This is a genomic window from Congzhengia sp. (genome assembly GCF_037235575.1).
GTDB lineage: Bacteria > Bacillota > Clostridia > UBA1381 > UBA9506 > Congzhengia > Congzhengia minquanensis.
In genome coordinates this window covers 160186-182416 of the sequence record NZ_JAXUNN010000039.1, presented here as the reverse complement: position 1 = coordinate 182416, position 22231 = coordinate 160186, and the positions used below count along the sequence as shown (strand labels likewise).

At 44.9% G+C, this 22231-nt stretch carries 24 protein-coding genes, 3 tRNA genes, 1 other RNA gene and 2 pseudogenes; 8 read left to right on the top strand and 22 right to left on the bottom strand.

The window, feature by feature from the left end; all coding sequences use genetic code 11:
* The first annotated feature begins 7 nt into the window (after window positions 1–7).
* Together WIG73_RS10415 and WIG73_RS10410 are read left to right on the top strand one after the other, a co-directional pair.
* The gene (locus WIG73_RS10415; RefSeq protein WP_337400477.1) at window positions 8–901 is read left to right on the top strand and encodes a hypothetical protein; all 894 of its coding nucleotides are present in this window, start codon (window positions 8–10) and stop codon (window positions 899–901) included.
* Window position 902: 1 nt separating this feature from the next.
* Window positions 903–1838, top strand: coding sequence for a hypothetical protein (locus WIG73_RS10410; RefSeq protein WP_337400476.1), 936 nt, complete (start codon window positions 903–905; stop codon window positions 1836–1838).
* Here the strand turns inward: WIG73_RS10410 and WIG73_RS10405 are convergent.
* From WIG73_RS10405 to WIG73_RS10360, 10 genes and pseudogenes are all read right to left on the bottom strand, one after another.
* Window positions 1821–3197, bottom strand: coding sequence for an MATE family efflux transporter (locus WIG73_RS10405; protein WP_337400475.1), 1377 nt, complete (start codon window positions 3195–3197; stop codon window positions 1821–1823). The two genes, WIG73_RS10410 and WIG73_RS10405, sit on opposite strands and share 18 nt — an antisense overlap.
* 8 nt (window positions 3198–3205) lie before the next feature.
* Window positions 3206–3385 carry a DUF6472 family protein gene (locus WIG73_RS10400; RefSeq protein ID WP_337400474.1) on the bottom strand — a complete coding sequence of 60 codons (180 nt, stop codon included), beginning with the start codon at window positions 3383–3385 and terminating at the stop codon, window positions 3206–3208.
* A gap of 17 nt (window positions 3386–3402) precedes the next feature.
* Complete coding sequence (locus WIG73_RS10395; protein ID WP_337400473.1) at window positions 3403–4149, bottom strand: sialate O-acetylesterase; 747 nt, start codon at window positions 4147–4149, stop codon at window positions 3403–3405.
* A 60-nt stretch (window positions 4150–4209) separates the two neighbouring features.
* A tRNA-Gly gene (locus tag WIG73_RS10390) sits at window positions 4210–4283 on the bottom strand.
* Window positions 4284–4404: 121 nt separating this feature from the next.
* The gene (locus tag WIG73_RS10385; protein WP_337400472.1) at window positions 4405–5460 is read right to left on the bottom strand and encodes a glycoside hydrolase family 172 protein; all 1056 of its coding nucleotides are present in this window, start codon (window positions 5458–5460) and stop codon (window positions 4405–4407) included.
* Window positions 5461–5475: 15 nt separating this feature from the next.
* Window positions 5476–5997, bottom strand: coding sequence for a DUF6125 family protein (locus tag WIG73_RS10380; protein WP_337400471.1), 522 nt, complete (start codon window positions 5995–5997; stop codon window positions 5476–5478).
* A 63-nt stretch (window positions 5998–6060) separates the two neighbouring features.
* Complete coding sequence (locus WIG73_RS10375; RefSeq protein WP_337400470.1) at window positions 6061–7659, bottom strand: glycerophosphodiester phosphodiesterase family protein; 1599 nt, start codon at window positions 7657–7659, stop codon at window positions 6061–6063.
* Window positions 7660–7771: 112 nt separating this feature from the next.
* Window positions 7772–8434: pseudogene (locus WIG73_RS10370) on the bottom strand (manganese catalase family protein).
* 105 nt (window positions 8435–8539) lie between these two features.
* Window positions 8540–8752, bottom strand: coding sequence for a cold-shock protein (locus WIG73_RS10365; protein ID WP_177679139.1), 213 nt, complete (start codon window positions 8750–8752; stop codon window positions 8540–8542).
* Between the two features lie 171 nt (window positions 8753–8923).
* Window positions 8924–10384: a GntR family transcriptional regulator gene (locus WIG73_RS10360; RefSeq protein WP_337400467.1), complete on the bottom strand. Its 1461-nt coding sequence runs from the start codon at window positions 10382–10384 to the stop codon at window positions 8924–8926.
* 570 nt (window positions 10385–10954) lie between these two features.
* On the opposite strand from WIG73_RS10360, the gene WIG73_RS10355 reads away from it, so the two are divergent.
* The 4 genes and pseudogenes from WIG73_RS10355 to WIG73_RS10340 form a co-directional block, all read left to right on the top strand.
* Window positions 10955–11302, top strand: a complete 348-nt coding sequence (locus tag WIG73_RS10355) for a histidine kinase dimerization/phospho-acceptor domain-containing protein (RefSeq protein ID WP_337400466.1) — start codon at window positions 10955–10957, stop codon at window positions 11300–11302.
* Window positions 11217–11588, top strand: a complete 372-nt coding sequence (locus tag WIG73_RS10350; RefSeq protein WP_337400465.1) for an ATP-binding protein — start codon at window positions 11217–11219, stop codon at window positions 11586–11588. The genes WIG73_RS10355 and WIG73_RS10350 overlap by 86 nt, the downstream gene beginning before the upstream one ends.
* Before the next feature lie 50 nt (window positions 11589–11638).
* Window positions 11639–11914, top strand: coding sequence for a hypothetical protein (locus WIG73_RS10345; protein WP_337400464.1), 276 nt, complete (start codon window positions 11639–11641; stop codon window positions 11912–11914).
* Window positions 11854–12006, top strand: a pseudogene (locus WIG73_RS10340) (hypothetical protein); the annotation flags it as partial. The gene WIG73_RS10345 and the pseudogene WIG73_RS10340, both read left to right, overlap by 61 nt.
* Window positions 12007–12170: 164 nt before the next feature.
* On the opposite strand, the gene WIG73_RS10335 reads toward WIG73_RS10340, so the two are convergent.
* From WIG73_RS10335 to WIG73_RS10325, 3 genes are all read right to left on the bottom strand, one after another.
* A tRNA-Ala gene (locus tag WIG73_RS10335) sits at window positions 12171–12246 on the bottom strand.
* Between the two features lie 107 nt (window positions 12247–12353).
* Complete coding sequence (locus tag WIG73_RS10330) at window positions 12354–12581, bottom strand: hypothetical protein (protein WP_249310826.1); 228 nt, start codon at window positions 12579–12581, stop codon at window positions 12354–12356.
* Window positions 12582–12613: 32 nt separating this feature from the next.
* Window positions 12614–12697: transfer RNA gene (locus tag WIG73_RS10325), tRNA-Leu, on the bottom strand.
* A gap of 104 nt (window positions 12698–12801) precedes the next feature.
* On the opposite strand from WIG73_RS10325, the gene rnpB reads away from it, so the two are divergent.
* Both rnpB and WIG73_RS10315 read left to right on the top strand, forming a co-directional pair.
* Window positions 12802–13185: RNase P RNA component class A (rnpB, locus tag WIG73_RS10320), an RNA gene on the top strand.
* 157 nt (window positions 13186–13342) lie between these two features.
* Entirely contained in the window at window positions 13343–14128 is a 786-nt protein-coding gene (locus WIG73_RS10315) for a polysaccharide deacetylase family protein (RefSeq protein ID WP_337400462.1), read from the top strand.
* A 20-nt stretch (window positions 14129–14148) separates the two neighbouring features.
* On the opposite strand, the gene WIG73_RS10310 is transcribed toward WIG73_RS10315, so the two are convergent.
* From WIG73_RS10310 to WIG73_RS10270, 9 genes are all read right to left on the bottom strand, one after another.
* A complete protein-coding gene (locus tag WIG73_RS10310) occupies window positions 14149–14406 on the bottom strand; it encodes a GIY-YIG nuclease family protein (protein ID WP_337400460.1) in 258 nt (85 codons plus the stop codon).
* 12 nt (window positions 14407–14418) lie between these two features.
* A complete protein-coding gene (locus tag WIG73_RS10305) occupies window positions 14419–15024 on the bottom strand; it encodes a haloacid dehalogenase-like hydrolase (RefSeq protein WP_337400459.1) in 606 nt (201 codons plus the stop codon).
* Between the two features lie 12 nt (window positions 15025–15036).
* The gene (locus WIG73_RS10300) at window positions 15037–15942 is read right to left on the bottom strand and encodes an EamA family transporter (RefSeq protein ID WP_337400458.1); all 906 of its coding nucleotides are present in this window, start codon (window positions 15940–15942) and stop codon (window positions 15037–15039) included.
* On the bottom strand, window positions 15939–16682 hold the full coding sequence (locus tag WIG73_RS10295) for an alpha/beta hydrolase (protein ID WP_337400457.1): 744 nt from the start codon (window positions 16680–16682) through the stop codon (window positions 15939–15941). The genes WIG73_RS10300 and WIG73_RS10295 overlap by 4 nt, the downstream gene beginning before the upstream one ends.
* A gap of 14 nt (window positions 16683–16696) precedes the next feature.
* A complete protein-coding gene (gene malQ, locus WIG73_RS10290; RefSeq protein ID WP_337400456.1) occupies window positions 16697–18130 on the bottom strand; it encodes a 4-alpha-glucanotransferase in 1434 nt (477 codons plus the stop codon).
* A gap of 16 nt (window positions 18131–18146) precedes the next feature.
* Window positions 18147–18269, bottom strand: coding sequence for a hypothetical protein (locus WIG73_RS10285; RefSeq protein WP_337400455.1), 123 nt, complete (start codon window positions 18267–18269; stop codon window positions 18147–18149).
* A 24-nt stretch (window positions 18270–18293) separates the two neighbouring features.
* Window positions 18294–19262 (bottom strand): 50S ribosomal protein L11 methyltransferase, encoded by a 969-nt coding sequence (gene prmA, locus WIG73_RS10280; RefSeq protein ID WP_337400454.1) that lies wholly within the window; start codon window positions 19260–19262, stop codon window positions 18294–18296.
* Between the two features lie 10 nt (window positions 19263–19272).
* The gene (gene thrC, locus WIG73_RS10275; RefSeq protein ID WP_337400452.1) at window positions 19273–20769 is read right to left on the bottom strand and encodes a threonine synthase; all 1497 of its coding nucleotides are present in this window, start codon (window positions 20767–20769) and stop codon (window positions 19273–19275) included.
* Between the two features lie 87 nt (window positions 20770–20856).
* Complete coding sequence (locus WIG73_RS10270; RefSeq protein WP_249311497.1) at window positions 20857–22212, bottom strand: glucose-6-phosphate isomerase; 1356 nt, start codon at window positions 22210–22212, stop codon at window positions 20857–20859.
* Window positions 22213–22231: the final 19 nt, after the last annotated feature.

Below are 22231 nucleotides of genomic sequence, written 5' to 3'. Positions count from 1 at the left end.
TAGCAGAATGTTGACAAGTGAAAGCATAAAGGCAAAAGCAAAAGAACTGGGAGCAGCGGTATGCGGAATCGGCCGGATTTATGAGGAAACAAACCCGCAGCATGACCCAAGAAAAATTTTGCCTAATGCAAAATGTATCATCGGGTTCGGTTTTTCTGTGCCGAAAGGGCTTTACAAGGCAATGGAGGCAGGCACGCAGGTTTACACCTACACTTCTATTGGCGTAAAATATATCGATGAGGAAATGGCGGAAATTTTTCTGTTAAAAATCGGCGGAATGATTGAAGATGAAGGCTATGATGCCTGCCTGCAAAAATCTGTGCCAAATTTAAGAATTAAAGGAGATAAAACAACCAATCCCGAGGTATTTGATACCTATGAACTGATTCACGCAGAGGCGGTCGAAAGCGGAAAGCCCGTTCCAGATGTCATCATTGATTTTGGAAAGGCAGCAAAAGCCTGCGGCTTGGGTGATGTGGGACTAAACGGAAAAATTATTAACAAAACACATGGACCATTCATGCGGTATTGTTTTATTATTACCGATGCGCCTTTAGCCTGTGACGCTCCGCTCAAGCAGCCAATCTGCGACAAGTGCGGTGCGTGTATCAAAGCATGTCCGGGAGGCGCCGTGAGCTGGCAGTGGCTTGATACCTGGCAATGCAGTGTATATTACAAAGGCGCTCACAAATCCAATCCGTTTATGACAGAGGAATTTTTAAAAGGCGACCCGGAACGTGAGCAAATTATAAACGGCGAAAAGCGGTTTGATGCAATTTCCGCCAGAGAAATTTATAAAAAAATGGACTTTCTGCCCAAAACAAATTGGGGATATTCCCCTTGCCTGTGCGGTAGAAAATGTGATATTGCCTGCTACAGGCACTTGATTGGAGAACTGTAAAATGAAAAATGAAATTATTGCTTTAGCAAAACAAAATGGAGCAGATTTAGTTGGGTTTGCACCGGCTGAAAGGTTTGATAGCGAAAACGCTATTTTTAAAATAATGCCGGAAACAAAAACCGTCATTGGGCTGGGCTTCCGTGTCCTGCGAGGGACATTCCGCGGAATTGAGGAAGGTACAACCTACTATCAATACACAACAATGGGTGTTGAAAACATAGAGGAAACAATTATGCCCATGGCGCAGCTTAAAATTGCCGCATACATAGAAGAAAAAGGCTTCACCGCTCTCCCCCAACGGCGGCACCAGCAAATTATGGCAGAAGAAAACAGTACCAATCCCGAGGTGGCTTATGACGCAATATACCGCAGCAGACCGCAGGAAATTCAGATGAACTTTTTAGACGCAGCAGTAAGGTGCGGATTAGGAGAAAAAGGGCTGCACAACGCTTTGCTGACCGAAGAATTCGGCCCGTTTGTACGTTATTGTTTTGTTTTAACAGATGCAGAAATTCCTGCAAGCGAAATAAAAAAGCCGCATTTGTGCGACAATTGTGGCGCATGCATTCACGCATGCCCCGGTAAGGCGATAGATAAAAACGGAAATGTGAACAAATGGCAATGTGCTGTGTATTACAATGGTGCAAACGGCACAAAAAATCCGTTTATGCCGCCGGACGCATTTGCAGACTTTGAAAACAGGCTTGAAATTATTGCAGGCGAAGCAAAGGTGACACCGGATACAGCCAAAAAAATTCTCGATAAAATTTACTTTTATCCGCCGGCACAACACGCCTACCAATGCTCTATCTGCGGCAGGGCATGCGATGTTAGCTGCTATATTCACTTAGAAGAAAAAAACCTTTTGACAAAAACGTTTCAATCACCCTTCCGGAAGAGAAAAACTTGGAGCTTTTCTTTAGAAAGCTTTCGATAGCTGCTTTTGCTGTGCTTCGTGGTTCAGCGTCTTAATCCATTTAAACCGGTTCACCTTCACCACCGCCACAAAGCATTTTGTAATTTGGTCGCTTTTTAAGCAGATGAACACCACCGCCGGCGAAAGTTTTAAATAAAACGCAGCGATTAACGACATGGGAAGCACAATGCACCACATGAAAATCATATCGTTTTTAAACACGAACGACGTGTCGCCCCCGGCCCGCACCAGCCCAGTAAGGCAGGGCATTTGATAAGACGTTCCCACCACCGTGACAGATAAGATGGTTAAAAATGTAACCGCCAAGTTTTTTGCTTCCTCCGACACGTTATAGAAGTTAATGATTGTGCCTCTCAAAGCAAAAATGGCCGCCCCGGTTGCCGCACCAATGATTAAAAACAACACCTGAAACGTTTTGGCATAGGGCTTAACAAGCTCGTGCCTGCCTTCACCAATGGTTTTGGAGATGATAACCGTGCACGCGCTGGCAGAAGCGTAAGTGATGACGGAGATAATTTGAAACAGCGTGTTTGCAATGCTGTTTGCCGTTACCACCGATTTTCCCATGTGACCCAAAATGCCCAACTGAATGGACATTGCAAGCCCCCAGGTAAAGCTGGACAGAAACACGGGCAGGCCCTTTTTAAAATAGTCGGCAAACAGTGATTTGTCAATTTTTCCAAAGTCCCTGGCCCGGATACAGATTTTTTTGTCAACAAACCGCACATAAATCAATATAACAGCGCATTCCACAATTCTGGAGCAAAGAGTTGCCACAGCTGCGCCGCGGGCCCCCAGTTCGGGAAAGCCAAAGTGACCAAAGATGAGGCAATAGTTTAATGCCACGTTAATGCACAACGTCATAATCGAAGTGACAAACCCAATGCGAACGGTTTCTACGCCGTTTAACGCTGTTATCAGCGAGGTGGAAACGGCAAAAAACAGATAAGAAAACAAAATGATTTTTAAATAGCCCGCTCCCTCTGCCACAATGTCGCCCTCGTTGGACAGAAGGCTCAAAAGGCCGTGGGGAAAGACCGCGGCAAGCACCGCCACCAGCAGTGCAATTACGGCAGTGCATTTTATGGATATGTTCATCATTTTTTTAATGGTAGTGTTGTCCTTTGCACCCCATGCCCGGGAGATGAAAATCTGCACGCCCTCGCACACGCCGGTTACCATGAGCTGCAGCATAAACTGCACCTGGTTTACCAGCGCCACGCCCGACAGAGCGTTTTCAGAATATGCCCCCAGCATCACGCTGTCCGCTAGGTTCACGGTAAACGTGATAACGTTTCTTAATGCAATGGTCAGCGTAAGCGTTAAAAAAAGTTTATAAAATGTTTTATCTTTAACCATGTTATCCCTCAATTCTGTTTTTTCACAATGGTATAGTCGTCGCCAAAACGGAAATATGGACATTTTTGATACCTGCTGCTTAGAAGCACCAGCATCTCGTCCTCGTCTAAATCCCTGCAGCAGGCATAATCTTCCGCATCTTCGTCATATGTAAAGTTCATGCAGTTTTCGCACAACGTATCATCCATCGCAGTTCCCCCCCTTATTACAAAAGCTCCATTTCGCTTTTAATTTTTCCATCTTCTAAATGCTGGCTTTCTGCTGTTTTTGCTTGTGGCGCCAATGTTTGATAAGCCGCATAATATCTTTTGCCAAATTCAATCAAAGCTTTTGCGTTAAAGTGCAGATTATCAGGATTTGCGCCCAGCCCTTTAGCGGAAACAAACGCCGTTTGATGCTGCGTTTGGCAAATATGTTCAAGTGCACAATTTACTACAGGTGCCCAAGGAATAAAATTTTCGGCGCACAAGGGAAGAAAATCTCCCAATCCGCCAATTAACACCGGTACATCGGGAAGGTTTAAATCTTCACGAAAACCGTTCAAAATTTTTAGAAACTTTTCTTCATAGAGAGCAGCATTTTCTAAGGAACATTCCGCTTCTCCCTGGTGCCATAAAATACCTCTAATTATGGATGTTCTCTGAGCCAGACGCGCTTGCATAACAGCATGGTCATAAAGCAGACCGCCTCGCTCCCACTCGTTCAAAGACGTTCCGCCGTCTGCACAGGGAATCAAACCCACGTCAACATTATGTTCGCGGCTGTAGCTGTCTGCAAAGCTTTCTGCCAGGCACACGCCGGAAAAGTAACGGTCGCATACCACCGGACGGTACATCTGCTGCCATCTTCCATTTCGCAGCACAAACAAATGGTTATTTTCAAATTCCGGAACTTCGTTTGTAAAACCACGTCCGGCCATGTTAGACTGGCCGACAAGTAAAAAAGAATCCATAAAGCTTTCTCCTTTAAAAACATGAAAAATGCCCGACCTGCTGTCGGGCAAACAATGAACTGGAGCGGATGGTGGGAATCGAACCCATAACCTCAGCTTGGGAAGCTGATGTTTTACCACTAAACTACACCCGCTTATTGACTATTATTATAGCACATTGCGTCAGGTTTGTAAAGCACAAATTTTGCGCTTTGATGAATAAATATATAGAAAGACAGGTGCGCAGAAAAATATTTTCCGCGCACCTTAGAACACTCAAACTATTTCCAGCGCATTTCTGTCAGGAAATTCGGGAAACGTATTGCAGATATCCTTTTGATACCAGAACGCAACCGACGAAATATCGTCCTGCAGAGGCAGATATCGCCCGCCGCTTCTCCACCCCAAGGCCTGAATAGTAACTTTAATGTCCTGCTCAAAATAAATCGGGTCTAAAAGGTGCCAGCGGTACATAGAAAACCGCGTTTGAGACTGATACAGTCCATCTGGCCTAATAACTTTGGCAAGGCCCGCATAAGGCGTGCAGAATTCCTGATATTTCCCGCCAATATCGAAGTTATAGGAGCCGCAGAAATAGTCCTCCGTTCCGGTGCCGCAAATGGTAGGAAATTCTTTGTCGCCGTCTAAATAGAACTTAATTTCGCCCTCTCCCCACCAGCCGCTGTTGTTCACGCCCCAAAACAAATAGGTTCCCACGTAGTGTCCACGGCCTCTTACATTATCTAAAATAGTGTAAACCTCCTTGTATGGCAGGGGGTTCGCCCGTCTGAACTGGGCGTGGAAATAGGCGCTGTTTTCCGCTACGGCCTCCTCGGTGTAGTCAATCTGATAATAAACCGTAATAGGTTCTGTGTGGATATTTTCCAGGGTAATTTTACATGCATTGTGAAAGGGCATTTCCCAGTAGCAGTTAAAGGCCCGTTTGGGATTGACGCAAACCGCCGCAGAGGTGAGCTGGGCAAAGGTTTGATAGTCCGCGCTGGCAAAAAAGTCACACAGGGGCGTTTCCACCGACGGCGTGGTGCTGCCGTCCCAATACATTCTTAAAATCAGCTGGCGGTTTAAATTGCAGTCGTCCACAATCCAAATGTGTTTAATCTTTCCCTCACCAAAAATCTCGGCCAGAACAAAGGTTTCACCGGGCGCAATTTGAATCGATGGCGACACCTTCCAGCCTATGCCAAGCTCCCGGGCACAGCCGGCTCCTGTGCCGGTTTCTGCCCTACCGCCGCCGCCTTTTTCACCGGTAAAGTTTTCAGGGCAAATCGATCTGGATTTTATGTCTTTTAACGTACTAAGTTCGCTAAACATGTGTTTTCCTCCTTTTTATTGTTCGTTTAAAATAAATTTCCATTTACAGCAGCAGGTTTCGTCCGTTACCTCCGGGTAACAGCTGACGCATTCGCAGGAAATTCTGCTGTCAATCACCTTAGCAAATTCTGAATATTCAATAATTCCCACTTCCTTGCAGGGATGAAAGGGCATTTTTTTCCGCTCTCGGGCTGTTTGCACCCGGCAGTGAACCGTGGAATAGGTTAAGGTGTTGCCGCAAATTTCAATTTTGTCTTCATTGATGTTTGCATAAAACCGAAGCCCCAGCGCCTTCTTTAATCCCTCAAGCCCGGGGTTCTCCATAAGCTTTAAAAATTCTTTAATCCGTTTGGCTTCAATCACAGTGAACCGCCGCCAGGCCTCCCCGTCGTGAAACATGGCCTCGTCCATGCCAAGCTTTTGTTCCACAGACTGAAACCACACACCGTCCATTGCCAGCCAGTTTTTCGAATATATTTCAATGAGACGGATTAAATCGTCTTTAGAATATGCGTTTAAATTGTCGTAGTTTTTCATAGAACCGCTCCCGGTATTTTCTTTTTATTATATAATTAGTTCACAATATAGATGCCACTTTAATTAGCCTTTAACCACTTGTGATATTCTATTATAGTCGTTTGTAAGTATGGTATCTATACCCATATCCAAAAATTCTTTGGTTTCTTTTGGTTCATCTGACCAGAACACATTACATCTAATTCCATTTGCATGTGCCTTATCTATCATATCCTGATTGAAATATGGTTTATAAAGCTGTACCTTTTCGCAACCAAATTTAATTGCCCTATCTACAATTTCCCATGGTCTGTCTTCTAAATGACCTACACATACCGAAATTTCAGGTGCATATTCTTTGAATTGTTCAATTTGCATATCAGTTTCAAGCATAAGATATACATACTTTTCACAGTCATATCTTTTAATAAGCTCAATAATTTTTTTCATCGTATTTTCAGGATATGGTTCTGAATATGACAAAGGCTTAATATGAATATTCATAATGACATGGCAAGAAAACTTTTTCAAAATTTCTTCAAATTTTATAATATGCAAGCCTTTAAATTTTTCGCCGAACTTAATTCCGAAATCCAATTTTTCCAGTTCGCTTAATGTATGCTCCGTTATAAGCCCAGTACCTGTGCTTACTCTTTCAAGATTTCTATCATGACAGGATACAATTTCACCATCAAGCGTCGGCCACAAATCAAATTCAATTTCTTCAGCACCCATTGCTATTGCTGCACCAAATGCAGGCATACTGTTTTCAGGAGCAATTGTACTAAAGCCTCTATGTGCACACACTCTGGGATATTTAAGCATATACTCGTTTTTTATTATTGCACTTCCTGCCGGTCTGTATTGCCACGGTTTGCGTCCAAACTCTATGTATTCATAATGAGGAGCATCAGGATTACCAAAGCCTGCGGGTTTATAGTGTTTATCTTCAGGGTCAAACTCAACAATTTCCATGCCAAATTTACCTTCCATATTTTTAAGTACTTCCCCATAAGGTGATACTACCATACTTGCACCACATATATCGGAATTTTCATTAAAGCTCACTGATGAACGAATTACATACGCATTTGTGTTGTATGCTAAAAATCTGCATATTATTTCAATGGCAGCATGGCTATCACTTCTTTGAAGTGAACAACCTATAATAATGTCCACATTTTTTCTTGCAATATTTGCAAAAGATTCATAAAAATAAAAATCGTAACAAGTTAAAAATCCATATCTTAACCCGTCAACTTCAATAACATAAGGTTCTGAAAATTCAAAGGTGTAATCAGAATCTAACTCTAATGTATTAAGTTCAAGCGGTGGCAAATGCTTTTTAAAATATTTTCCTATAAGCGCACCCTTTCGATTATAGACATACGTTGTATTTCTAAAATTATTGTTTTCTTCGTAAAGTGCATTGACAAAAACAAGTGCATTACATCTCTTTGCGGTTTCAATACACTTATTTAGGAGAATATTAATGTATTTATTGTGGTAAAAAATCGTTTCCTCCCTCGTGGCAGTAGCACACGGAACATCACTATATTCCGGCAAAACAATTATGTCTACTGTTTCATCACATTTATCAAGCTGTTGTATTTTATAATCAAAATATTCATCAGACTTTGACGAATCTTTAGAATATGGTGGTTGAATGATGCATGCTCTCACTTTATATATCCTCCCTTGTGATGCTTGTTGGGTCCATTATAGCACATCTTTTTTCTTTTTACAATAATAAAAGCCGGCTGCTATTTTGCAGCCGGCTTTTGCGAAAAATTCATTAACGAAACGAGGGCGATGTAACCTGTGTATCCTGAAAACTGGAGTCGGGTGAGTGGCTCGAAATCTGAAATACATTTAGCCGCCTGAGTTGTGCCGAAATCCCGATTAGAACCAGTGTCCTGCACGCGGTTAAACGCCTCTCTGAACATGTCGTTGTGCGCTTCTTCCCGGTTCAGCAAAAAAATCTATGGTTTCTTTTACTTTTTTATCGTCAATTTGGCGGTACAGAAATTCATAAACCACTTTTGCACGCTGTTCCGACGCAATGTCAGGCGGTAAATCGGCGCACAAATCACCAGTACCGTAACATAGTCACTGGTCCAGAAATAGCCGGAGGTATTGAGCAGCCCGGGGTTAAGCCTTAAAAATACATGGTTTTGCACTTTCCCCGCCGGCTCCTTCGATGCATCTACGTCGTGGCCGTTTAACAAACTAATGGTTTGTGCCGCCATTTCCATGTGGCCCAGTTCCTCTGCCACAATGTCTAAAAACAGGTCTTTACTCTCCGGGTCCTTAATCCGGAAGCTCTGGGACGGATGCTGCATTGCCGCCTTTAACTCGCCGTTTGCACCGCCAAGCTGTTCTTAAAGCAGTGCTGCATATTGCGGTTGGGCTGTTCCACGCCTACAGGATGAAACAGAAGCTTTTCGTGTTTGAACATATCGTCAATTACTCCCTTCTCCTATAAAAATCCCCAGTTAAAAACAAATTTACTGCAAGCATAAAAATAAGCCGCAGGAATTTTCCTGCGGCTATGCTTTTTAGGTTATGCTGCGCAAACGTTAACAGCTCTTAATTTGCTGCTGTTTTTCGGGTCAGCCTCGGTGTCAAATGTGACGCTCTGGCCTTCTGTTAATGTTTTAAAACCGTCGGAAACGATTGCTGAAAAATGTACGAATACATCTTCGCCGCCGTTATCGTCTGTGATAAAACCAAAACCTTTTTCTGCATTAAACCATTTTACAATACCTTTATTCATTATAAGGGTACCTCCTAAATAATAATTTTGTACCCATATAAAAACAAAAAAAACACATACAGTACAAATCAAACGACTCGATCAGCACTACATGTGAGATAAAGCAATTATCCTGAATACAAGTTTATTATAGCACATGCAATTATATTTGTCAAGCGTTTTTTGTTTATTTTATTTGGTAATATCTTCATCATCAAAAACAAGGATAGCGGAAACGTTTGGGATTCCCAGGTCTTTCAGATAATTTACGGTAAATTCTAACTCTTTTCGCATCAGCTGCTCCAGGATGAGTGAAAAGTCCAAAAGTTCATTCTGTTCAAGACAGTTTATCAGACCATTGAGATACGGAAGATAAAAGGCATTAATAGACTCCCTTGTTCCGTGCATATCCCGCAGGGGATATCCCCAAAACAACTGTTCCAACAACTGGGCATAGCTTTTCTGCAGCGCCTGGTAAGGAGAAAATTTAGAAATAAATTCCATACAGGTATAAACCATAAATTCATACTGTCCGCTTCGTTTCACTTTTTTTAGCTGATTTACCCAAGCATTTATTCCGAATTTTGTTAGGGAAACCGCTGTCATTTGCGCGCAAGCGCGGCAAGATAAAGTCAAAATCTGAACACACTGAGCAAAAGTCAAAAGGCGGTTTTGAATAACTGGGTGAGTAACGTTTCTATTTTTCACACTTTCCAGAGGCGACAGCACCTTTGTGCCTACGCCGTTTACCGTCTGTGTAGCACCCAGTTTGTTTAAAATAGAAATGGTCCTCCGCACTGTGTTAAGGGAAACGCCGTTGTCCTCGGCAATTTTTGTGGGAGCAGACAAGTAAGTTCCTTCTAAAATGCTGTCCTCGCGAATTTCGTGCAGCAGCTTCAGTCCTAAAGAATAGCATATCTGCGAAGATTCTTTGTAGATACTCCAATCAAATTCTACCTGTTCCCCACCGCCTTTCGGAATGCGTTCATTATAAAACAAACGCAGTGCCGATATAAACTGGCGCTGAAAGAGTTCAATTGCGTTCCAAAGCGCTTTCCAGTCTTTTTTCCGGCACAGCTGCACCATATCGCGGAGCGGCCCTGCGCCGTTAAAATAGTTCCTGTTTTGCGAATAGCTTAAAAAAGGCGCCTGCAAAAACAAAAGCATTTGCCAGATGAGCCTGATAAGCAAATCGTTTCCCAGGGAATTGTAAATTAATAAAAACTGCTGCACGCGCCTGTAGGGTGAAGGCGAATTTTTTGCTGTGCAAAAGGCTTCTACTTCATCTAAAATCTCCGGGGCGGCATACCTTAGTGAAACCCATTGCGCATAGCTCAGCAGCGGAAATGTTGAATGGGCCAAATCGAACAGTGCAGTCCTACGGCGGGCAAAAAAATTTTGAATATTGCGCCGAATTGCCCTGTTTCCATACCGCACACTGACCACAGCGCCAACGCCCGTGCTAAGGGTGATATATCCCTCCTGCTTCAGCTTAAGGTAGGCCTTGCGGACAGTGTCAACTGACACAAAAAAATATTCGCTGGCCTCTTTCATTGTTGGGAGCGTATCCTCAAAGTGGTGAACGCCAAACATAATTTGCCGTTTGAAAAGTTCATAAATTAGCTGATGAAGCTCCATTCGGTTGGAATCCAAAATCTGTTTCCCCCTATACCCCTTATCATATTTTTCATTATTATATCATACCACTATAGAAAAAGAAAGCAGTTTCATCCTGCTTTAAAACGAAATTTTCGCAGGTTGTTGCATTTTATCATTTTTTTATGGCATGCTTTATTATAAAATAGAAACGGTGGGAATGGTGGCGCTGTTCCACAACCGCCCGTACCTTTATTATCCGTATCACCATTACGAAGAGGAGCTAAAAAAATTCAAAACGTTATAAAAGAATCAATTCATGCAGGTGAAACAAAATACAGCCTTATCACCCAAATGCCAGTTAAGGGCGGCGGACATGTGTGGGTGCAGCGTAACGGCGTTATCACATAAAATGAATTTGATGGTTTTCCTATTGCCTACTCGGTCATAATTAACGTAAATGATTTTGTTCAAATAGAAAAGGCACAGTCCATTATATGATAATATTTCGGGTTTTGTAGCTAAAGATCTCATTAAAGACCACCTTCACATGGAGCTTTTAGAGGTCAACAAAGAGCATATCATTCCCCAGCTTGACAAGGTGAAACAGGGCGAACACGTCCCTTTTTGGCGAAGCTTCAGGACGATTTAAAAAGCGCCCAGCAGACCAACACCGCGAAACGGGATTTTCTTTCCTGCATGTCTCACGAAAACCGCACTCCCATGAACGCCATCATTGGTATGACCACAATTGCCGCCGCACAGATTGGTGACAATGCACGCACAAAGGACTGTCTGGAAAAGATCAGCTTTTCTTCCAAACACCTGCTCTCCCTCATTAACGATATTTTAGATGTTACAACCATCATTTATCCCCAGGCGGCTGCACGTGGACTGGAATTTAAGGCGTCTGTACACAATTTTACTGGAGGAGCTGCTGGGCGACGCAATGCGCATAAACCAGATTTTGATTAATCTTTTGTCAAACGCTGTAAAATTTACGCCGGAAAATAGCAGAGTGCTTTTCGATGTGAAAAGTCTTCCCGGCAGCGGCGAGGTGAAACTGCGGTTTACGATGTCAGACACGGGCAGGGGCATGAGCGAGAAGTTTTTGCAAAAGCTCTATGAACCCTTTGAACAGGAGAACACGATTGGCGGGACCGGTTTTAAAATGCCCATTACCAAAAACCTTGTCAGTCTTTTTAATGGCACCGTATCCGTAAAAAGCAGCCCCGATGAAGGAGAACCACCTTTGTTGTAGAGGTGCCATTTGAAAAAACCACACAATCCGAAGCAGTTCTATATCCTGCAATGGGCTCACTTCGTGTGCTGATAAGCGACGACGCCCCTGACGACTGCGCATATGCCTCTTTTCTTTTGAAGAAGTTTGGAATTCGCGCAACCATTGGCCCCGATACTCCAATCATTATCATAACCGCTTACGACTACAGCGAAATTGAGGCGGAGATTTTACAAAAGTCCGGAGCTGAGGTTGTGTGCGTACGTAACGATAGGGAAACGGTTGACTGGTTCTGCTCTTTAAAAGGACGAAACTGCAACTGGACGGCTATCAGGCCACAAAGGTAGTCCGAAGCTCCGGCTGCCCCAACGCCCGCACCATCCCTATTATTGCTATGACCGCCAACGCGTTCCGCGAGGATGTGGCGCTGGCACTGGAGGCAGGAATGAATGTGCATATTGCAAAACCCATTGATGTGGAAATGCTGTATCAAACGCTGGAGGACGCTATGAGACACAAAATTACAATAAATACAAAATAGATGTAACACGCAAACGTGTTTTGCAAAAGAAAAAGCGGCAAGCTAAAATGCTTGCCGCGATGTGGTGGAGAATAGGGGGATCGAACCCCTGACCTCGTGATTGCGAACCACGCGCTCTCCCAGCTGAGCTAATTCCCCAAAATGAAACCGCAGCGTGATTGCTGCGGCTTTTGGTGTGAGTGTTCTTACAGAACTTAGTCACAAATGCAGTAAAAGCAAAGGTTCTTGACGGCCGAAAAACAGTGTTATTGGCTCTTTTCTTCGTTCTTTTCAAGAATAACAAATGATACAAGGGTTTCTTTATGCAGATAATTTTCAAGCTTAGGATCTACATCAACAGTATATGGATTCAACTGCGAAATTGTCCAGCCTTCTTCTAATAATTTATTTATGCGCACGAGATATTTATTGTCATTGATATCGTTTTGTTCGGTATAATCCCGACTGTTGCTGATATAAACTATTTTTTGCATCTGCTACCCACCCTATCATGTTATTAAAATGTTGGTGCGAGTGACGGGACTTGAACCCGTACGTCTACGACACACGCCCCTCAAACGTGCCTGTCTGCCGATTCCAGCACACTCGCTAACAGAAATATATTATACTATCAAACACATAAATTGTCAAGTATTTTTTTTAATTTTACCGTTTTATTGACAAACATTTGTTTCAATGATATAATAAAAAAGTTGAGTAAGTCAGATGGTTGCGGGAGAATTGTTTCTCACGAGGAAAGTCCGGGCTTCGCAGGGCAAGGGTGCCGGGTAACTCCCGGTGGAGGCGACTCTAAGGACAGTGCAACAGAAATAGACTTCCTGCATAGCTTTCTGTAAAGATTGAATTGTACAATATGTGCCTGTGCAGGTAAAGGTGGAAAGGCGAGGTAAGAGCTCACCGGCGCTGCGGCGACGCTGCGGCCATGTAAACCCCATCCGAAGCAACACCGTATTGGCTTACGCAGGCTTAGCCGGCCCGGCATGCCTGTGTTTGGCGGTGGCTTGAGCCGTGCAGTAATGTGCGGCCTAGACAGATAATCATCAAATACAGAACCCGGCTTACAGATTTGCTCAACAAAGTGAAAATTTGCGCTCTGTTATAAGAGCTTTTTGGGAATGTCTGCTTGGCATTCCTTTTTTGTTACAATCCTGTAGCAAACACGCCTAAGGGGTTGTTTTTTTCTGTCGAAAATGATAAAATGGTGCCATCCATTCATTTAGGAGGCAATTTCGCTGTGAAACATTTAAAATTGGCCTTTGCACTTTTGTTTGCCGTTGTTGTGCTGACGCTTGACGCCTCTCCTGCCTGCGACGTTTTGGCGGAACCCTCGGTTCCCGTTTTTATGTACCACAGCATCAGCGACGTTCCTGTGGGAAAAGACGAGGCATTAAGCGTTAAGGTGAAAGATTTTGAACAGCAGCTCGCCTACTTAAAGCGCATGAAATATACCGGCATTTTTGCGGAGGAACTACCGGAGGCAGGAAAAACCCACCGCCCCGTTGTCATCACCTTTGACGACGGATACATCGACAACTACACCACTGCTTTTCCACTTTTAAAAAAATATGGCCTAAAAGCAACTATTTTTGTGGTTTCAGACGAGATTGGGAAGCCCGGACGCATGACTGGCGCCCAGCTGAAAGAAATGTCTGACAGTGGTTTGGTAAGCATTCAGAGTCACACGGTTTCCCATCAGAATTTAAAAAACCTGACCCATGATGAAACGGAATATCAGTTTTCCCATTCAAAAGCTGTCATTGAAACCGTCACTAAAAAACCCGTGCGTGCGCTGGCAGCACCAGGCGGTTTCTGGTCGAAAGATTTAGGCGAGCAGGCCTCTCGCTATTACGACATCGCTTTCCGCTCCTTTGGATGGGGAACATGCAAACGGGAAAACCGCTTTCGCGTTCCCCGGGCAGGCATCTTTCGCTCGAACACCCTGACCGAATTTCAAGCCATCACCCGGGAGCGGTCGCAGACCGCAATTCGAACAAGCGGTGAAGCAAACGACCGCGGTTAAAACCACACTTTTGGCAGCGGTTATAACCGGCCGCTGTTTTGTTGTTCAATCAGTTTTAGCTTTTGGCTCTTTTTCAACTTTTTCACGGCGCATTCGCGCTTTAATGCGTCTGACTTGTCTTCATAGGCCTCGCTGTAAACCAGACGTACGGGAAGCCGGCTTTTCGTATATTTTGCACCCCTGCCGCTGTTGTGGGCTGAGAGTCTCTTTTCTAAATCGTTGGTATAGCCGCAGTATAGGGTGTTGTCGCGGCAGGCGAGCAGGTAAACATAAAACATTTCTCTCCCCCGCTATCCAATGTGGTTCAGCGCGAATTCTTCGCAGCTGGTTCCGTCAATCAGTTCTAAATCTTCGCCCTTTACCATATATGTTCGGTTTGCTATTTGCATCATTGCGGCGTCATTTTTCGAGTCGGTATAAAAATTTTCTATTTCCGCGCCGGGAAACCGACTGTAAAAAAGCTGCACCTTGTTTTTCCAGTAACAAATTTTTTGAACCTCTCCTGTATATTTGTCCACCTCTGTGGCCAAATAATTTTTTACGCCAATGCGGGAAAACAGCTCCTCCAGCAAAAAACCAATAGACGCGGAAATGATAACGTCGTCTTCCCGTCTGGAGCAAAGATAAAAATGTTTTATCTTGTGCTGATTTTTATCCCAAAAATCTTTTATTAAAAAATCAATGTCTTTCAGCTGAGATAAATAGTTTTGGGCGTGCTTCTCTGCAATCTTTTCAAACTCCTCCGTGGTAATGCGGCAAAACTTATACTTTAAAAACGCTTTAACCACCACAAACAAGTAGCGAATGAGCTTTGGCTGTCTGCGCACGCTGTAGAGGTAAAAATCGAAAACGCTTTCCCCGTCGTAAATGGTGTTGTCGAAATCATATACGTTCATAAATGCAGTCCTTTAATTTATAGTTTGCGTATGCTGTTCGGAAGGCTCCATTTGTTTTGTAGGCATGGAGGCAAGCACAGAGCCGGCCACCACTAAAATTAAAGCGGCAAACACCTTTGGCGCCGGAGCAATTCCATTGATGAAAAACGCCGCAAAGGGCGTTAAAATGGGTTTTATAAAAAACGCTGTGGAAGCCGCCGTGGCGGAAGACTTTTCCATGGCCCTAAAAAATGCCCAGTAGCCCAGTCCTGTAACGGCAACTCCTAAATAGAGCATAATTCCAATGGTTTTGCCTGTGGTGAGGCCGGAAAAAATGCTTTCACCAGTGAACAGCAAAATGACCAGCAGCACCAGGCTGCCAAAAAAGAACGAAAATCCGGTTTGGATAACGCCGCTTAACTTAGCAGAATATTTTTTGCTCAAAACCGTATACAGGCTGAAGGTTAGCGCCGCGCCCACGGCAAGCAAGATTGAAACCACGTTTGTGCCGGAAGAAAAGTCTGCTAAAACAAGCACGCCGGCAATGCACAAAACCATTGCCAAAGCCTTTTTCACCGTCATCTTTTCTTTTAAAAACACCGTTGCCAATAAAATGGTGAACACAGAGTTAGAGCAAAAAATGATGGCGATTAAAGCCGGAGAGTCCGCCTTTAAAACTGCCACCTGCAGCATCAGCATGCTGATACAGATGCATAAAACCCCCAAAAGAGCCAGTGTGATAAAATCCTTTGCAGAAAGCTTAATGTTGTTCTTGCGCAGTTTTGTAACAGCAAAGGGCAGCAGCATTGCGCCGCCGATAAAAAACCGGATAAACGTCATGGCCAGGGGAGAAACGTCTGCTGCGATGAGCTTGCTGACTGGCTCTAAAGTGGTAAACAAAACTGCTGTAAGCAATATGTAAAAAAACGAATTTTTCAACGTGCGTTCCTCTTTTCTATGAAGTCGTAAATCATTTGCGCAAAAATGGGCTGAGAGCAGTAGGAACAGTGCTCGCTGTTCTCCATCAGCTGAAATGCGATGTTTTCTTTTGGGTAACCGAAATGATTCATGGTGGAAAGCAAAAGCTGCGTCTGCTCATACCGGTTTTGCATATCGTCGTCCGAAACAATTACCAGCACAGGCGGCTCGCCGCTGTAGTCATTAATATGGAAGATGGGGGCACAATCGTCTATGATAACCCGCCGCGGGTCTTCTCCACGCTCCCTTAAAACGTTAAAGTGGGTAGTTGGCTGGCCCGCGTCGAACACAAAGCCTGCAAAATCGTTGGGCGAAAGGTGAAAGGGCGCCAAATATTTTTTGTCGAAATACAACATCATGGCAATGTATCCGCCGGCGGAGGAACCACCGGCAAATATTGTGTCACTGCCGCCATATTCTTTGATGTGGTCTTTTACCCATGCAAGGCTTGCCGCGCAGTCGCGGATAAAGTCAGGAAACTGCGCAAAGGGATAGAGCCTGTAGTTTACCCGCGCAACCGCAATATTTTTGTCAATTAACCCGGCAAATTCATCAATACCCTCCCCTTTTGAGCCGGCCTCTAAACCGCCGCCGTGAAAATAGACAAACGTCTTAAAGTTTTCTGTCTCAGGCAGATACAAATCCAGCAGCTGCCGTTCGTTGTTTGTGCCGGCATAGGCAATGTTTTGAATTGTCCTCATAATTTTGTCTCCTTTTATGTGCGTTTATAAAGTTCGTTCAACTGTTTAAATTTTTCTTTGTCAATAGCGTTTAGCTGTTCCTCCGTCACGCGGTATTGCCAGTTCCCGTCTGCCTTTCCGGGAATGTTTAAGCGTGTGTCCGAGCCGTAGCCCAGCAAATCCTGAATGGGCAGAACAACAAGCCCGGCGTGGCTTGCAAACATGGTTCGCAAAATGGCGTCGTAGCCTTTCTCCCAGTTTTCGTCGGTATAGCCGCAATATTTTAGCATATGCCGTCGCGTTTGGGGATCAAGCTCCCAAAGGTAGCCCAAAAGAGTGTTGTTGTCGTGAGTGCCGGTGTAAGCCACGCAGTTGTTTGGATAATTGTGAGGCAAATGTGGTGTGTCGCCGCCACCCATGAAGGCGAACTGGAACACCCGCATACCGGGGAAACCGCTGTTGTTCACCAGATCGATGACCTCCTGGGTAATGTCGCCCAAATCCTCTGCGATTACGCTTCTTTCCCCCTGAATTTGGCGAATTGCTTCCACCAGTTCCATGCCCGGGCCTTTTTCCCACTTGCCTTCGCGGGCTGTTTTCGCGCTTCCCGGAACCGCCCAGTAAGACTCAATTCCCCGAAAATGATCAATTCTTACGCTGTCAAACATAGAAAACATGTGCATCATGCGCTCCCGCCACCATGAAAAGTTTGTTTCGCGCATTTTGCCCCAGTTATAAATAGGGTTGCCCCAAAGCTGGCCGTCCTGCGCAAAATAGTCCGGCGGAACGCCGGCAACGCTTGTAGGACGGTTGTTTTCGTCCAGCAAAAACAATTCTTTATTGCTCCAAACATCCGCGCTGTCCAGCGACACATAAATGGGCATGTCGCCAATCAATTTCACGCCGCGGCTGTTGGCGTATTGCTTAATTTCGGCCCACTGGGTGAAAAAGTGGAACTGAATAAACTTCCAGGCAAACAGTGTATCTTTGTCCATTTCAAAATTGGTCCATTCATACCAGGGCGCCTGGTGGTTGGCCTGCTTTAACGTCATAAACTCACAGAAGGCTTTTAAGTGCGAATCATTTTCAATGAACGTTTCAATCTCCTGAACATTTTCCGCCCGCTGCGAAGCCGCCGTCAAAACAGAAACGCGGTTGTGGTAAAGTCGAACATATTCACAGCTAAACGGCGTTTGCTGCCGCTGGGAGCTCATCTCCCCGTCGGTTAAAAGGCCCTGATGATACAGCGTATTCAAATCAACAAAATAGGGGTTTCCGCCAAAGGCAGAATAGGATTTATAAGGCGAGTTACACTCGTCAATCATACAAAACGGCAAAACCTGCCAATAGGTAAAGCCACAGCTTTTTAAAAAGTCTATAAATTGTTTTGCTTCAGTTCCGAAGCTTCCGATGGAATATTCACCGGGAAGCGACGAAATGTGCATTAAAACTCCGCTTTTACGTTCCAAAAATATACACAGCTCCTTAAATAAATTCCTCCTGCCAGCCCTTGCATACGTCAATATAGGAGGCGGCTTTCGCTGTCGTAAAAAGCTCGTCTGGTTCAATTGCGTGTTTATTGTCTGTTTTACTGAAAATTACTCCCAAAACAAGCTGTCTTGGGAGTAAATGTCATTTAATATATTGCAGTGCTACCCAGCCGCCCTGTTCCTGCCGGCCGGTTAAGGTTAGCCCTGTTTTTTCGTATGCAGCCGTCACATCGGCTTCGCGCTCTTGAATAATGCCTGAGGTTATGAACACGCCGCCGGACTTGAGAAGTTTTGGAATGACCGGCTCCATGCCGATAATTACATCTGCCACAATGTTGGCCAACACAATGTCATATTCTTTGTCGGCTACCGCACGAAAAAGCACTTTGTCGCTGACAATGTCGCCGGAAAACGTGCGGTATGTATTTAAGTCTATCCTGTTACGCTTTGCGTTTTGCACTGCAATTTCCACCGCATTGGGGTCAATGTCCACCGCTGTGGCGTCTTTTGCGCCCAAAAGCAAAGCAATGATAGATAAAATTCCGCTGCCGCACCCCAAGTCTAAAACAGACATTCCGGGTGCTATGCGCTGCTCCAGGTCCTGAATGCATAGCTGGGTGGTGTGATGGGAGCCTGTGCCGAAGCTCATGCCCGGGTTTACAGTGAACACCGTGCGGTCTGTCGGCTCGGTTAAGCGTTCCCACTCAGGCAGAATCAAAATTTTGTCGCCTACGTTCATCGGCTTAAAATATTGTTTCCAATTTTCCGCCCAGTCCTCCTCCTTCATGTTGGCAGAGGTGACAGAAAGAGCGCCATATTCGCCTTTTTCGTCCATAGCGGCCAGGCGCTTTAATCCCTCGGTAACCTGTGTGCGCATGTCGGCGCCGCAGGCGTTGTCTGTAACGTAAAATTTCACGCAAGTATCGCCGCCAAAAGCCGACATCAGTTCTTCGTCCACATAGTCCCATGTGCTGCGGTTGGCTTCTAAAAAGCAATGAAAATCTTTCGCATCTTCTATCTCCATGCCCGTAATGCCGGCGTCCATCAACACGGCACAAACAGGCTCAATGCCCTCTGTTGTGGTGGAAATGCGAAGCTGTATCCAATCCATGAAAATCCTCCTACGCCAAATTCAGCATTTGGCTGACAACGTCGACCATCTCGTCTTTTTCACAGGTGGTTCTGAAAATCACCGGCTTTGTTTTCAGCTCGGCCAAAGATTTTGGGATTGACGCCTGGGCTGTTTCGGCAAGCTCATCTAACTGCGTAAAAGCGTCCCCTGTTTCCGGCGCGCCTTTTATGGCTGTTAACACGCTGTCTGAGAACTTAAATGGACTTGCGGTGGAACAGATCACCGTTTTTGTGGCGTCGCCTGTTTCTGCCGCATATTGGTTCAACACCCGTTTGGCCACAGCCGTGTGGGTGTCCATTATATAGCTGGTCTCGCGGAATACGCGGTTAATTTCGTCTAAGGTATCGTCGTCGTCGCAGAATCCGCCCCAGAACGTTTCCAGAATTTTTTGTTTCACACCGGCAGACACTTCGTATTTTCCTGTGGATTTTAAATTTTCCATCCACGCTTTCACCTGCCCGTCGTCACCGTTGGTGGCTAAAGACAAAAGACGCTCTAAATTGCTGGAGATTAAAATGTCCATCGAGGGGGAAACTGTGGTTTTAAAGCTGCGGTTTTTGTCGTAGACGCCGGTTTTGATAAAGTCTGTCAGCACGTTATTTTCGTTAGACGCGCAGATAAGCCTGTTCACCGGCAGGCCCATTTCTTTTGCATAATAGGCCGCCAAAATATTTCCAAAATTGCCGGTGGGCACTACAAAATTAATTTTGTCCCCCAGCTTAATTTCGTTGTTTTTCAATAAATTCGCATAGGCTGAAAAATAGTACACCACCTGAGGAACCAGTCTGCCCCAGTTTATGGAGTTAGCGCTGGACAGCATAAAGCCGTTTTGCGCCAGCATTTCATTATAATCTTTGTCAGTGAAAATCTGTTTCACGCCGTTTTGCGCATCGTCAAAATTGCCGCAAACTGCCGCAACGTCCACATTGTTGCCGTCTTGGGTTACCATTTGCCGTTTTTGAATGTCAGAAACGCCGTCGGCTGGGTAAAACACAATAATTCTTGTGCCGGCTACGTCCTTAAATCCTTCTAACGCTGCCTTGCCCGTGTCGCCCGAGGTTGCCACCAAAATAACCACCTCTTTGGTTTCGCCTGTTTTATGAATGGACTTCAGCAGCAGGTGGGGCAGAATTTGCAGCGCCATATCTTTAAACGCGCAGGTTGGGCCATGCCACAGTTCTAAAAAGTATGTGTTTTGGTTCAGCTTGAAAATAGGAGCGATTTCCTCCGTTTCAAACTTTTCGCGGCTGTAGGCGCGGTTAACGCAAGTGGTAATTTCCTCCTGTGTAAAATCCGTCAAAAACCGGCTTAAAATGTCCACCGCCCGTTCGTTATAGGTCATGCCGCAAAGGGCCTCAATTTCAGACAACGAAACCTGTGGAACCGTTTCGGGCAGAAAAAGACCGCCGTCGGGAGCAAGGCCGGTTTTAATTGCCATTGCAGATGTTACTTGTGTGTTACTGTCACGGGTGCTGCGATACTGCATTTTTCAATCCTCCGAACCGCTGGGCAATGTTTGATGCTTGCGGTATTTTTTGCTGTTAGGTGTATCAATCAATTCAAAATTAGTATATCACATGCCAAGCCTTTTTTCAAGTGCTTCTTTTTCCTGCTCAAAGCCAGGTTTTCCCAGCAGGGCAAACATGTTCTTTTTATATGCCTCCACACCGGGCTGGTTAAAGGGGTTTACGCCGAGAATGTAGCCGCTGATGCCGCATGCCTTTTCAAAGAAATAAATCAGCATACCCAAATAATATTCGTTTATTTCTGGGATGTTCACAACCATATTCGGCACGCCGCCGTCGTTGTGTGCCAGAAGCGTTCCCAAAAATGCCTTGTTGTTCACAAAGCTCATGGTTTTTCCTGCCAAAAAGTTTAATCCGTCGATGTTGTCCTCTGTTTCGTCAATGGTCACGTCGTCGCTTGATTCTTCTACATTCAGCACAGTTTCAAACAGAACCCTGCGCCCGTCCTGAATATACTGGCCCATGGAGTGCAGGTCGGTAGAAAAGTCAACAGCAGCCGGTAAAATTCCCTTGCCGTCTTTTCCCTCGCTTTCGCCATAGAGCTGCTTCCACCACTCGCCGAAATAGTGCAGTCTTGGCTCATAGTTCACCACAAGCTCCGTCTGCTTGCCCTTGTTGTATAAAATATTTCTGATTGCCGCATACATGTAGCAGTCGTTCGTCTTTAAGTCGCAGCCTTCATATTCTTTCACAGCCGCCTGTGCGCCCGCCATAAGCTGGTCGATGTCCGCGCCGGAAACAGCAATGGGAAGCAGGCCAACGGCAGTCAGCACGGAAAACCGGCCGCCAACGTCGTCCGGCACGACAAAGGTTTCATAGCCCTCGCTGTCCGCCAAATTTTTCAGCGCGCCTTTTTCTTTGTCGGTTGTGGCATAAATTCTTGATTTTGCGCCTTCCTTGCCATATTTCTTCTCCAAAAGCTCCTTAAACACACGAAAAGCCACAGCAGGCTCAGTGGTTGTGCCCGATTTGGAAATAACGTTCACAGAAAAGTCCTTCTTCTCCACAAATTTTAAAAGCTGGGAGAGGTATGACCCGCTGATGGAGTTGCCGGCAAACAAAATCTGAGGCGTTTTCCGTTCATCTTTGGAAAGCAGGTTATAGAAATTGTTGGAAAGCATGTCAATGGCCGCTTTCGCACCCAGATATGAACCGCCGATGCCGATAACAATCAGCACGTCGGAGTCACTTTTAATTTTTTCTGCACTCATCTTTATGCGTGCAAATTCTTCCTTGTCATAGTCGAAAGGTAAATTGAGCCAGCCAAGATAGTCGCTGCCCTCCCCTGTTTTTTCCGTCAGGGTTTTGTGGGCGGCTAAAACCTGCTGTTCCATGGCCTCAATTTCCTCTCGGGAAACAAAATTTAACGTTTTTGAATAGTCAAGTTTAATGCTTCTCATTATTTTCTCTCTCCTTAAAGTG

What these genes read in the sequence shown, in the direction of transcription:
- thrC (WP_337400452.1), bottom strand. Translation starts at nt 20,769, where the DNA reads ATGCAGTATCGCAGCACCCGTGACAGTAACACACAAGTAACATCTGCA.
- WIG73_RS10410 (WP_337400476.1), top strand. Translation starts at nt 903, where the DNA reads ATGAAAAATGAAATTATTGCTTTAGCAAAACAAAATGGAGCAGATTTA.
- WIG73_RS10405 (WP_337400475.1), bottom strand. Translation starts at nt 3,197, where the DNA reads ATGGTTAAAGATAAAACATTTTATAAACTTTTTTTAACGCTTACGCTG.
- WIG73_RS10345 (WP_337400464.1), top strand. Translation starts at nt 11,639, where the DNA reads ATGGGCTCACTTCGTGTGCTGATAAGCGACGACGCCCCTGACGACTGC.
- WIG73_RS10395 (WP_337400473.1), bottom strand. Translation starts at nt 4,149, where the DNA reads ATGGATTCTTTTTTACTTGTCGGCCAGTCTAACATGGCCGGACGTGGT.
- WIG73_RS10310 (WP_337400460.1), bottom strand. Translation starts at nt 14,406, where the DNA reads ATGTTTTATGTTTACCTGCTCGCCTGCCGCGACAACACCCTATACTGC.
- WIG73_RS10400 (WP_337400474.1), bottom strand. Translation starts at nt 3,385, where the DNA reads ATGGATGATACGTTGTGCGAAAACTGCATGAACTTTACATATGACGAA.
- WIG73_RS10385 (WP_337400472.1), bottom strand. Translation starts at nt 5,460, where the DNA reads ATGTTTAGCGAACTTAGTACGTTAAAAGACATAAAATCCAGATCGATT.
- WIG73_RS10415 (WP_337400477.1), top strand. Translation starts at nt 8, where the DNA reads ATGTTGACAAGTGAAAGCATAAAGGCAAAAGCAAAAGAACTGGGAGCA.
- WIG73_RS10365 (WP_177679139.1), bottom strand. Translation starts at nt 8,752, where the DNA reads ATGAATAAAGGTATTGTAAAATGGTTTAATGCAGAAAAAGGTTTTGGT.
- WIG73_RS10330 (WP_249310826.1), bottom strand. Translation starts at nt 12,581, where the DNA reads ATGCAAAAAATAGTTTATATCAGCAACAGTCGGGATTATACCGAACAA.
- prmA (WP_337400454.1), bottom strand. Translation starts at nt 19,262, where the DNA reads ATGGATTGGATACAGCTTCGCATTTCCACCACAACAGAGGGCATTGAG.
- WIG73_RS10380 (WP_337400471.1), bottom strand. Translation starts at nt 5,997, where the DNA reads ATGAAAAACTACGACAATTTAAACGCATATTCTAAAGACGATTTAATC.
- WIG73_RS10295 (WP_337400457.1), bottom strand. Translation starts at nt 16,682, where the DNA reads ATGAGGACAATTCAAAACATTGCCTATGCCGGCACAAACAACGAACGG.
- WIG73_RS10305 (WP_337400459.1), bottom strand. Translation starts at nt 15,024, where the DNA reads ATGAACGTATATGATTTCGACAACACCATTTACGACGGGGAAAGCGTT.